This window comes from Wolbachia endosymbiont of Aedes aegypti (assembly GCF_021496215.1).
In the GTDB taxonomy this organism is placed as follows: Bacteria; Pseudomonadota; Alphaproteobacteria; order Rickettsiales; family Anaplasmataceae; genus Wolbachia; species Wolbachia pipientis.
In genome coordinates, this window is the sequence record NZ_CP090902.1 from 398,062 (window position 1) to 410,628 (window position 12,567).

8 protein-coding genes and 1 pseudogene are annotated in these 12,567 nt (G+C 34.2%); 6 read left to right on the forward strand and 3 right to left on the reverse strand.

All coding sequences use genetic code 11. From position 1 onward, the window contains the following. Positions 1-112: 112 nt before the first annotated feature. Positions 113-1,578: pseudogene (locus L0Z58_RS06765) on the reverse strand (peptide MFS transporter). Between the two features lie 176 nt (positions 1,579-1,754). On the opposite strand from L0Z58_RS06765, the gene L0Z58_RS02090 reads away from it, so the two are divergent. Together L0Z58_RS02090 and L0Z58_RS02095 are read left to right on the forward strand one after the other, a co-directional pair. Continuing rightward, positions 1,755-5,090: an isoleucine--tRNA ligase gene (locus tag L0Z58_RS02090; protein ID WP_010962579.1), complete on the forward strand. Its 3,336-nt coding sequence runs from the start codon at positions 1,755-1,757 to the stop codon at positions 5,088-5,090. A 68-nt stretch (positions 5,091-5,158) separates the two neighbouring features. Next, positions 5,159-7,648, forward strand: a complete 2,490-nt coding sequence (locus tag L0Z58_RS02095) for a hypothetical protein (RefSeq protein WP_022626289.1) — start codon at positions 5,159-5,161, stop codon at positions 7,646-7,648. Here L0Z58_RS02095 and pheT read toward each other — a convergent pair. Further along, positions 7,639-9,978, reverse strand: coding sequence for a phenylalanine--tRNA ligase subunit beta (gene pheT, locus L0Z58_RS02100; protein ID WP_010962581.1), 2,340 nt, complete (start codon positions 9,976-9,978; stop codon positions 7,639-7,641). The genes L0Z58_RS02095 and pheT overlap by 10 nt on opposite strands. Positions 9,979-10,090: 112 nt before the next feature. After that, on the reverse strand, positions 10,091-10,354 hold the full coding sequence (locus tag L0Z58_RS02105) for a hypothetical protein (RefSeq protein WP_010962582.1): 264 nt from the start codon (positions 10,352-10,354) through the stop codon (positions 10,091-10,093). 229 nt (positions 10,355-10,583) lie between these two features. On the opposite strand from L0Z58_RS02105, the gene L0Z58_RS02110 reads away from it, so the two are divergent. From L0Z58_RS02110 to L0Z58_RS02125, 4 genes are read left to right on the forward strand one after another with little or no spacing between them, the layout of a single operon-like run. Beyond that, positions 10,584-11,309 (forward strand): F0F1 ATP synthase subunit A, encoded by a 726-nt coding sequence (locus L0Z58_RS02110; RefSeq protein WP_010962583.1) that lies wholly within the window; start codon positions 10,584-10,586, stop codon positions 11,307-11,309. Between the two features lie 59 nt (positions 11,310-11,368). After that, entirely contained in the window at positions 11,369-11,596 is a 228-nt protein-coding gene (locus tag L0Z58_RS02115; protein WP_006014985.1) for a F0F1 ATP synthase subunit C, read from the forward strand. Between the two features lie 3 nt (positions 11,597-11,599). Then, positions 11,600-12,079: a F0F1 ATP synthase subunit B family protein gene (locus tag L0Z58_RS02120; RefSeq protein ID WP_010962584.1), complete on the forward strand. Its 480-nt coding sequence runs from the start codon at positions 11,600-11,602 to the stop codon at positions 12,077-12,079. Positions 12,080-12,087: 8 nt separating this feature from the next. Continuing rightward, entirely contained in the window at positions 12,088-12,564 is a 477-nt protein-coding gene (locus L0Z58_RS02125; protein ID WP_010962585.1) for a F0F1 ATP synthase subunit B family protein, read from the forward strand. The last annotated feature ends 3 nt before the right edge of the window (positions 12,565-12,567 follow it).

Below are 12,567 nucleotides of genomic sequence, written 5' to 3' on the forward strand. Positions count from 1 at the left end.
AAGCAAAGAGTATTGAAAAAATGCAATCATAATCTTTTTCAAAAGTTACAAAGTTTAATTGCTACCTCTGCTGAACGGGTACCTTAAACCTACAAATTTGAGCTTACCTATATCAATTTTTTGTACAAGATGAGTTAGTAACAACTTTATGTATAAAATTGAAGAAGAATAAAAATACAATAACGAGCATTAAATTAAATATTCCCACCTTTAAAAAACCCTCTTTATATATTTCTAAAGATTCTAAATAATTTATTTTACCATTTACTGAAGGAACTGACATAAATTTTGATATTGCAACTCCGGCTAGGTTAGAAAACGCTAATGACAGCATTACTATACCCATCACTACTCCTCTAAGGTTTTTGGGGGCTAGTGTAGTTGCTTGTTCTTGGACTAATGGAGCAATACATAATTCTCCCAGTCCCATAAAGGAGATAGCAATTATTAAATATAAGTATTCTACTTTACCTTCAATGTTAGAGTTTAAACATCCTATGTACAGTGTGAAAAAACACATAGCCATTGTCAGAAGGCCAAGGGTAAACATGAAAGTTGCATATTTTTGCTTAAACTTCATGTATGTTCCAAAAAGAAAGCCAAATATTATAATTGACAAAGGATTTATGGCTTGAGAAACTGAAGCTGGGATTGTTATACCTAATACATTGTTAATAACGTTTCTTTCGGTGAATAAGTTAACCAAAGAGCCAAGCTGCATTTCTAAAGCAAAAAAACACAAGAAAAATACCACAAGAATAGATAATGCCACTAATTTTCGTCTTTGTTCTGCTGATAATTTAGATATTATATAAATAAATATGCCCAGAGCTGTTATTCCAATAAGTATGAGCATATTAGTAAAAAATTCACTATGTATAAGCATTTTAGCAATTATTGATGATGACAGAAAGCTTCCTATCAATACTATACCAAAAATTTTAATCCCTAATATGCGCTTATTCATAAGCTCTGGATAAGGAGAAAGGCCGCTATCTCCTAAAAGATTCTGAAATTTGAGAAAAAAGATTAGCCCTATAGACATCCCAATACCAGCTAAACCAAACCGTAGTGCCAGCCAAACAAGTGGGCTACATAACCACATGAAATAGAAGCCAATATTGCTCCAATATTCACACCTACGTAAAATAAAGTAAAGCCTCTGCTACGTTCAGGATCGTCTTTGCCATAGCATGAACTAAGTAAGTTAGTTACGTTCTCTTTAAACATACCAGTACCTATGGCTATTAGAGATAAACCTAAATATAATAAACCTGGTTCAAACTTAACCAATGACATGCAAGCATGACCTGCTATCATCACTATCCCTCCAAGCAACACCATGTTGCGGAATCCCATCAACTTATCAGCTAAAAAACCTCCAAGTATTGGTATAGCATAACCTGTTGCAGCAAATAATGAGTAAATAGTAAAGGCCCTCTCATCAGTGAAACCTAAGTGAGAAGTCAAAAATAGGACCAAAAGTGCCCTCATTCCATAGTAAGAGAAACGTTCCCACATTTCAACAAAGCACAACATTTTTAAAAATTGTGGAAACTTATCTGTCTTCTGATCCATAAAATACCCCTAAAGCTTGGGTTAATGTTAAGTAAAACAATAAAAACTGCAAGTAAAACTTAAAAAAAGGTATTGGAAGCTCGGCAGAATAGTTTGTTGGGGTGTGAGCTACGGAAATATTTTTGAATTTGTAATTTTTCAGAAAGCCCTATATTCTTTAATTTTACATAGCGAACATGAAGTCAAAGCATTATCCTGATACAGTAAGTAGTCCTGATTTTTTATCGTTAGAAAAGGAAATCATAAAATTTTGGCAGGAAAACAAAGTTTTTGAGCGGTCAGTTGAAGAACGTTCCAAGGATAATTGTTTTGTCTTTTACGATGGGCCTCCGTTTGCAAATGGACTTCCGCATTATGGACATTTACTCACTGGTTTCATCAAAGACGCATTTGCAAGATATCAAACTATGCTTCAAAAAAGGGTTGAACGTAGATTTGGCTGGGATTGCCATGGATTGCCGGCTGAGATGGGTGCAGAAAAAGAACTTGGAATATCTGGTAGAACTGAGATAGAGAAGTTTGGTATAGATAAATTTAACGATCATTGCCGTACTTCTGTGATGAAATTTTCATCAGAGTGGGAGAAGTATGTAAATAGGCAAGCAAGGTGGGTAGACTTTCACAATGACTATAAGACTATGGATAAATCATTCATGGAGTCGGTCATGTGGGCATTCAAGCAGCTTTATGATAAGGGTCTGGTGTATGAATCAGTGCGCGTTGTACCATATAGCTGGGCATGCGAAACTCCATTATCTAATTTCGAAACAAGGCTTGATAACGCGTATAGAGAAAAAGTTAGCAAAGCTGTAACTGTTGCATTTGAGCTTTTAGAAAACCCACAGCAATTTAAAAGTGTTAAACGAAAGTGTAAATTACTTGCTTGGACTACAACTCCTTGGACGTTGCCGAGCAACTTGGCTTTAGCAATAGGAAAAGATATTAAGTATTGTGCAGTGTCAGTCCACCCTTTGATGTCATTCCAGCGCGTGACGCTGGAATCTATTTCTGGATCCCAGTGTCTGGGCACTGGGATGACAGGGAGTAGTGAAGGAAGTTCAATGAATGGTGAAATATACATTTTTGCTGAAAGCTACTTAGAGAAATTTATCAGCCACTCTGAACAAAACAATATTCCATATGAAAACTGCAATATAAAACTTAAAGCGAATGATCTTGCAGGTCTTTCTTACAAACCACTGTTTGACTATTTTAAAGACACAAAAAATGCATTTCGCGTTTTTATTGCTGATTATGTGACGGAAGAAGACGGTACTGGCGTTGTGCATACTGCTCCTGGATTTGGTGAGGAAGATTTTTACCTTTGCCAAAGCCATGATATTCCAGTTATTTGTCCAATTGATAACAGTGGAAAATTTACTGCTGAAGTTTCAGATTTGGCAGGGGTTCATGTTTTTGATGCCAATGATACAGTAATAAAAAAATTGAAAGGGCAGGGAAGTTGGTTTAAGACTGAGCAATATATTCACAATTATCCACACTGCTGGAGAACTGACACTCCTTTGATCTATCGAACTATGCCTTCTTGGTATGTTGCTGTTACAAAATTCAAAAGCAGAATGGTAGAGCTAAATAAGAGAGTTAATTGGATACCAAACCACATTAGAGATGGTCAATTTGGAAAATGGCTTGAAGGGGCACACGACTGGTCAATTTCACGCAATCGATTCTGGGGTACGCCAATCCCTGTATGGAAATCAGATGATGCGAGATATCCAAGAGTAGATGTATATGGTTCAATAGAAGAACTGGAGAGAGATTTTAATGTTAAAATAGACGACTTGCACAGACCATTTATCGATACTTTAACAAGACTAAATCCTGATGATCCAACAGGAAAATCAGTTATGCGCCGTGTACCTGACGTGTTTGACTGCTGGTTTGAATCTGGCTCGATGCCATTTGCGCAAATCCACTATCCGTTTGAAAATAAGGAGTGGTTTGAATCTGCGGATTTTATCACTGAATACATAGCGCAAACCAGGGGGTGGTTTTATACGCTCTTTGTATTGTCCACTGCTTTGTTTAATAGGGAACCATTTAAGAACTGCATATGCCACGGTGTTGTTTTGGATGTAAAAGGGCAAAAATTGTCCAAACGTTTGAATAACTATGCAGATCCAATGGAGGTTTTTGATAGATACGGTTCTGATGCACTGCGTTTTCTTATGCTTTCTGGATCTATTATTTGTGGTGGTAATTTGCTACTCGATAAAGAAGGAAACTCAATACGAGATGTTCTGAAAAACGTAATAAAACCTATTTGGAACAGTTATCACTTTTTTACTATGTATGCAAATGCAGATGGAATTAAAGCTGAAGTTTGTAAGGATTATCAAAGTACTATTGATCGCTACATGATTTCCAAATGTTTTGAAGCTGTAGAAAGTATCCAAGCTTCTATGAACAGCTATAGCTCCCAAGAGGCTTGCAAAATTCTGATAGATTTTTTTGAAGTGCTGAATAACTGGTATATTCGTCGCAGTCGCGAGCGTTTTTGGAAAAGTGATTTGGATCAGGATAAAACTGATGCTTATAATGTTCTATATACGGTTTTTTATTACATACTAAGAGCTGCAGCTCCTTTGTTGCCACTTATAACAGAGAATATATGGCAAGGGCTTAAGTATGAAGAAACATCTGTTCATTTGGCTAATTTTCCACAATTAGAGAAGTTTGATAGTCAGCTCATTGCCAAGATGGATCTAGTGAGAGAGGTGTGCAACTCTGCACTTTCGATCAGAAACACTTTTAATATACGTATCAGACAGCCGCTTGGCAGTATGATCATTTATCATCAGTCTTCCTGTAGTTTTCTTGAAGGTGAACCGCTTTCTGTCATCCCAGAGTTCTTTCCTGTTATCCAAGTAGCTGACACTGGGATCCAGTGTGCTGCAGATTCAAATGAGTACCAGGAGATGATAAAAGATGAGGTGAATGTAAAAAGCTTGGAATTAGTAAACAGACTTGAAGGTATTGCATCACTAGAGTTAAAGCTAAATTTCCCACTGCTTGGGAAAAGAATTCCAGACAAAATCAAGAAGCTAGTTCAATATGTCAAGGAGGGAAAATGGAAGCAAGTTGAGAATGAGCAGATATTTCTAGGAGACGAATCAGAGAACTATATTATAGAAAAAGGCGAATATGAACTATTGTTAAAAGCAAACAGTGAATATTCCTCTGTATTTGATAACAATAAAGGGATTGTCATTCTAAATACTGAACTAAATGATGAATTAATTCTAGAAGGGTTAGCGAGAGATGTCGTGAGGCTCATTCAAGAAACCAGAAAACAAGCTGATTTTCATATATCAGATAGAATCAGAGTAATAATCAAAACAGAAGAAGAGAAAATTAAGGAAGCAATAAATACGTGGTTTGAATATATAAAAGAGCAGACCCTTGCCTTATCTTTGGACATTAATACAGAAATTGGAACTAACTTCTATTCTAAGGAATATCAGGATTTAAGTGTTAGTATTGAGCGTTAAATTTTTAATAAAGTTGCAAGATTGTCAGTATTTATGCTATACTTAAGGTAATTGGATAAGGTTATAATATGAATAAAGCTGTTGCAGATGATTATGAAGAAGTTGTTAACAATAGTGGTGGTTTAGGTAAAGCAGAATCTGTTGTTACTTTGGAGGAGGAAGAAGAGTTTTTTGATGCTATGGAAGCTGTTTCTAATGTAGAAGAAGGGAATAATTTAGGTCTTGCTACTTCAGAAGAGGAAGAAGAATTTTTTGATGCTGTGGAAGAACAAGAGCCGTTAGCTAATTTTAACGTTCCACTCAGTATATTTCATTATAAAGATTATAACTCTGATTTTTTTACTTCCTGGTATAATATATCAAGCGAAATATTTAAGGAAATAAATAGAACTTGCCCAGAAAAGAAAATATTAAATTTAGCTCTGTCAGTTTTAATGCTTCCTTATATTGCTTTTACTGCACTGGGATTAGTCGTATGCAGTAGATTTCAAGCAAACAGCAAGACACAAGACAGTGTAGGGGAAGATAAGACAAAAAAGAGTGAAACTGGCGTGCCAAAAAGATTGGCATATGGTGTTCTTGCTACAATAGCAATTTTTGTTAATATGGCTGTACTTGTAGCCTTAGTTGTTCCTGCAACAATTGCTTTGGCTACTTTTTATCTTTTAAATAGAGATTTATCTCACTCTTTAGTTACTGCTCTTAAAATAAGTATGGGGCGGTATTCTAATAAGCATCAAAATATTGAGGTGTCTTTTCATGAAAAGGAAGTTACTGGACCAAATATTGCGTGGGATATGGAAATAGAATTTCCACCGCAATTTAAACGATTGCTTAGAGATTTGTATGAAAATGAAAATAACAAGTGGTTTGATGTGACGCGGAATTCAGAGCATAGCATCGTACTGAAATTGTCAACTAACATCAATTTAAAAAATGGTCTTAAGCCCTTACGCAATGAAATCAAGGATGTGCTTGCAACTTCTATTCAGGAATTTGCGAAGACTATGGAAGAACTGATAAAGCTAGAAAAGAAAGAGATTACATATGATAAATTGAAGGAATTATTGAACGAATTCAAGTCGAAAGTGGTAGATAGTATAGGTCCTAATTTGACAAGTCACTTAATACAAAGTGCTTATCAAGTTGCCTTTATACAAGCAATTAAGTTTCAGCGAGATAGACGGGGAGAAGATTTTTCGCTGGAAGATGAGATAAAAAATTCTTTAGTGAGACAGGAATTAGAGAGTTTAAGAGGAATAGGTCAAACAAGGTGTAACAATATATATAAGAAATTAAAAGAAATACATGAAAACAGTAGCTTAACAAATGACACCTTAAAAAGGGGGTTAGAAGACCTTTTTAAATTCGAATATGATGATCAAGAGATTGAGCGCAGGCTGATAAAATCAGTAATGAAAAAAGTTCAAGGTAAGTTAAGTCAATCAGATATACCGGATAAGGAGAAGCAAAGCCTAAGGAAGCAGCTTGAAGATTTAGAAAAAAAAGTAAAGGTTCCATCGGATAAGGAAGCTTCAGCTAAAATAAATGACTTTATAGAAAAGATGTATTTAGAAATAAAAAAATATAAAGTGCAAAGGTTACTTCGAGAACAAAAAAAGGGTGTTTTACGTTTATGCAAGAAATTAAGAAAATATGGTGAATCAGGTCTAGCAGAAATAATTGAAGCTTTTCGCGTGCAAGATGAAGGACATTTAGAAAAATCTACATTAGAACAAACACTCAAAGATCAAAATAAGCGTTTACAAGCTGAACAAAATAACAGGGAAAAAGGGCATCCGGGTACAAGATCAATAGAAGTGCTCTTAAAAAGGAATGAAGAAATTCTGAAAGCATTAAAACAGTTAGAATTAGGCAAAAAAGAATTATTGATAAATGAAGAAACAAAAAATGATTATAAAGAAGAACTAACGTCTCGTGAAAAAATAAAATTTGCAGTAATAGAAGATGATTTACTGAAGGTATTCAAGCTTGAAACTTTTGATGAAAAAGAAATCAAGAAGTTATTAGAAAGAGCAGAACTGGAGTACTGTTTAGCAGAAAAACGCATCAAATATCCTGTAATTAAAACAAAAGATAATATCAAACATTTTAGTCAAAATTTATTGTCTCCTTTGATAGACAATTTGACAAAAAATATAATAAATAATATACCAGGAAATAGTGAAGGTTGTATACAGAAAGTTAAGAACTGGAGTAAAGTTATGTTTGGTGCAATAAAGATTGGAGCATCAAATGCTTATAAAGAGACTACAGAGAGAAAAGCGTTAAATGTGGCACATAATACTTATAAAGAAGGAGAGACATTTCTTCAATGTTTTCAGTCAAATTATGAAGGTATTGGAGCCTTTTTAGGTAATTTATTTTCTGATGATGGGGTAACATTTAAAAATGATGTGTGGCCTAAAATAGAAGAGCATTTGCATGGAATGTGGGATAGATTTTTCAAGGATATTGAATTCAATATTGGAAATAAATTGGATGAAGTAAGTGTGACACAGCAACGGCAGGAAACTATGATTGTGACTCAACGATAAGTTCTCAAAGTTCCTCCGGTATTTTCACATACTAAATTAACTATAGCACTTGATTCTTTTTGGATCTCTTTTTCAGTTAAAGTGTGGATTGGAGAGCAAAAAGTAACTGACAACGCTATAGACATCTTATTCGGTTCTATATTATTTCCATGGTATACATCGAATATCAAAACTTCTGTGATGAGCTCTGAGCTTTTTTTTATCACATTGATTATGTTACCTACTTCCACATCCTTATTTACTATAAATGCAAAATCACGTTTTACACTTTGGTATTTATAATCGATAAATTTCTTTCTACTTACAGGTAAATTTTCAATATTTTCTAGTATTACCTCAAAACCTACAACTTTTTGCTTGATATCAAAAAGATCTAATATATTAGGATGCAACTCTCCAAAATAACCTGCTACTTTATTCTTAAAAGAGAGAGTGCCTGACTTTCCTGGGTGGTAATGTTCTTTTTCTGCTTTCTCTATCGTTAAATTATCACAATTAACGTTAAAAAACTCCAAAGCTGCTATGCAATCAGCCTTTGCGTCAAAAACATCTACTTTCCTATCAGTATTATAATGGTTTCGCGGTAAATTATTTCCTGACCTAATTCCACTTAAAACATACTTAGACTGAGCTTCACCATCGTAAATCGGCCCGATTTCGAAGATTGCAAGATCAGATATTCCATGGGCAATATTATCAGCAGTAACTTGCAATAAATTTGGCATAATACTTGGTCTCATTATATTAAAGCTATTGTTAAACGGATTATCGATGATAAATAACTTATTCGAGTAACCAAATTTTTCAGCTGTTGATTCACTCATAAACGACCAGGTTAGCACTTCATGAAACCCTCTGTTTGTCATCAAAATACGCAGATTGTCGTATGTACTATCTACTTCTTCAACATTATTTGGTAGTGGTTCTTCTTTTATTTTGTCATAGCCGTATATCCTTGTTACTTCTTCGATTAGGTCAGCCGGTATTGTCACGTCTGGTCTCCAGCTTGGTACTTGTACATTCCAATTGCCTTCGGTTTTTTTATCAATACTAAACCCTAGTTTCGTTAAGATATCAAGCACCTCATCAGGCGATACAGACACACTTCCAAACTTGTTCACATCCTGATAATCAAAGCTCACCTTGGTGTCAGCACTATCTAAACTGCCAGCAGACACTACGCTTGAGGTTTCTCCACCACATAAGTCCAGAATCATTTTAGCTGCAAGGTTGAGTCCATCAAAAGTAAATTCAGGATCAACTGAACGTGCAAATCTGTAACTAGCGTCTGTGGAGATGCCGAGCTGCCTTGAAGATTTAGTAATAGAGATGGGATCGAACCAAGCAGACTCTAAAAAGATATCAGTAGTTTCAAGAGTACATTCACTGCACTTACCACCTATAATTCCAGCAATTCCATGAATATTTTTATCACCTGCAATAACGCTTATGTCTTTGTTTAATAAGTATTCTTTACCGTTCAAACCAGCAAATTTTTCTCCGTCGTTTGCTTTGCGTACTGTGAGCTCTCCTTCTATTTTTTTTGCATCATACGCGTGCATTGGGCGGCTGAAAGATATCATAATATAGTTCGTGATATCAACTATTGCAGAAATGGAGCGCATTCCTATCGATTCCAGCCTATCTTTTAACCATTTTGGGCTTTCTTGATTTTTTACATTGGCGATGTATATTCCACTAATAAAACTTTCCCCGTCAGTAACTTCAACATCGATTGGTGAATTTATGGAGCTGGTAAGTTGTGGAATGCTTAAAGTCTTTAATGTCCCAATTCCAGTTGCAGCAAGGTCGCGAGCTATTCCATAAATGCCTAAGCAATCTCCACGGTTTGGAGTAACATTTATATCAATTACAGGGTCACAATTGAAAAATTTATCCCCTACTTTATAATCATCGGAAAGCTCGATTATTCCTTCACTTTCCTCTTGAACCAGCGCAAGTTCAGAAGCAGAGCAGAGCATCCCTTCACTTAGCACTCCTCGTATTTTTGTGGGCTTGATTGTGAAATCACTTTCTGGCAATGTGCTACCAAGAGATGCAAGCACAGTTTTCATACCTTCTCTAACATTGTTTGCTCCGCAAACTATTTGTAGAATTTTACTTCCGTCATCTACTTTACATAATTTTAATTTATCAGCATTTGGATGAGGTACGACTTCTAATACCTCTGCAACGATAAACCCAGTCAATCTGGAATTATCGATCACATCTTCTACTTCTAACCCTATGTGAGTTAATTTATCGGTAATTTCTTCTAAACTAGCATTGGTTTCTAAGTACTCTAATAACCAAGATAATGTGAATTTCATGGACCTAAAAAGAAGTGAAAAAGTTATTGTAATATAAAATGTAGTGCTTTTAAAGCTTGTTGTAGTGGAATACTTCTACATCATTGTTTATGATGTAGAAGCTTTTGTAACTTTATATCTTCTTGCGAAGAGAAAGAATTTTTTCTATATCACCTTTTAAATCTATCTCCAGAAAGAATTTAAGACTTTCATAATCCCAGGCATCCTCATCAATGTTACCATCAAAAAAGAAGTGTATTATTGCATTGTTGAGTCCTATGTAATAATCGCGAGTATCTTCGTCAAGGAAACAATCTACTGATTCGATGTATCCGTTACCAAATTCCTGCTCCAAATTTAAAGGATGATTAGTGTTAATAAAATCTATTTCGTTCATTATATACCTCACTAAAAATTAAATTATAATCAAAATAAGATATTAAGTTAAGATATTGAATAATTTAACAAGATTAGTAAATTTTAAAATACAGAGCTGACTGTAATTAACATTCTAATTACATATTTTGTTAATATGTTAATGTTATAATAATACAGAGCCTTATCTTAATTCTTGACTTTGTCCTATAAAATTCATACTTTATTTACTGTTTATAATTCAGATTAAAATGGCACTAAATCCACTGGAACAGTTTAAGGTATATACAATAATAGAGTTACCTAGGTTATTTGGGTATGACGTAAGCTTTACCAATTCATCTTTTTTCACGATGATTTCGGTGATATTGATGATACTCTTTTTGCTTTTTGGAATAAAGAAGGGGTCAGTAATACCAGGATATTTGCAAGCTGCAGTTGAGTATGTATATGATTTTGTTATTTCAATAATAGAAAATAACACTGGAAGCAAAGGCTTGCAGCACATTCCATTGATATTCACAGTATTTATTTTCATTTTATCGTGTAATTTAGTTGGTGTTCTTCCTTATAGTTTCACGGTCACAAGTCATGTGATAGTCACCTTCGCTTTATCGATGGTGGTTTTTATTTATATAACGATTGTTGGATTTAAAGAAAGGGAAGTAGAATTTTTACGCATATTGCTACCAAAAGGAACTCCTTCGTGGCTTGCACCTATAATAATTATTATTAAGTTGTTTGCTTATTTAGTAAGGCCGGTTAGCCTATCAATAAGGCTTGCAGCAAATATGATTGCTGGTCATACAATCATCAAAGTGATAGCAGGGTTTATTGTAAATATGAACATATTTTTCACTCCTGCGCCGTTTTTGTTCATAATTGCATTGATAGGATTTGAAGTATTTGTTGCAATTTTACAAGCTTATATATTTACTATATTAACATGTGTATATTTGTCAGATGCAGTAAAGTAATTGACTTCCTTGTAGAATATTTTACAATTATATTATAAAGAAATAATTAAAGGTAATATATGGATTTAGTAGCTTTAAAATTTATAGCAATTGGTTTAGCTGTGTTTGGAATGCTCGGCGCTGGTTTAGGTATAGCTAATATCTTCTCTGCTATGTTAAATGGGATTGCGAGAAACCCTGAATCAGAAGGTAAAATGAAAAGTTATGTTTATATTGGTGCTGCCATGGTTGAAATCATGGGATTGCTTGCGTTTGTACTTGCAATGTTATTAATATTTGCTGCTTAACAGATGCCACAGCTTGATGTTTCAACCTTCTTTTCTCAAGTTTTTTGGTTTTTAATTTTTTTCTCTTCACTTTTTTTCGTAGTAAGTTGTTTATTTTTGCCAAAGTTAGATGAAATAATAAGCACTAGAAGTAAAGAAGTATTGGGTTCTTTTAATAGTTCTGTTCATCTTTTAAGACTTACGGAAGATCAGATTACCAAGTATAACGCAGCTTTAACCCAAGCTAGAATACAGGCAAAAAAAATCATAGATGATGCACTTGCTCAGGTAGAAGAAATGAGAGCTAATGTTAAGAATATATTAGAAGAGGAAGATAAAAAAAAGAGCAAGCTTATTGAAAAAAAAGTGGCAGAATTTAAATCTGAATATACTGATCAGTTAAAACAAATGGCTACTAGTATTGCTTTAATTTATTATACTAAATTGACTAATTCTGAAATTGAAGAGGAATTTATTGCTGACTTGGTGTCCAAAGAATTTTAGGGGTTTTTATGTCTACATCACTGATTATCGGTCTTGCCTTCTTGGTAAGTTTTGTCCTTTCGTATAAATTGCTAAAGAAAGTGATAAAAAATGCGCTTAACAATAAGCGTAACAAAAGCAAATTTTCAAGTGAAGAAACTGAAAAATTCAGGAAAGATATGTTGGAGTATTACAAAAAATCTTCTAAAAAATACAAAGAATTAGATGCAGAAGTTAATAAAATGATGAATGAAGCACTTGATAAAGCTAATAGTATCATTAAGCACAATAGACAGCAGCTAGATCAGACATTAGATGACAATGCCCATTCTAACTTGAAGAAAGTCACTGACCAAGTTGAAAAAGCTCTTCGAGATTTACAGGCTAACACAGCGAGTATAGCTGCTGATGCTGTAAAAAAAATAATGCATGAACGTAAAGATGATAAGCGTAGTAGCGAGGTCATATCTTCATTTTCACGTGACTTAAATAAAAAATTGCATTAGGTT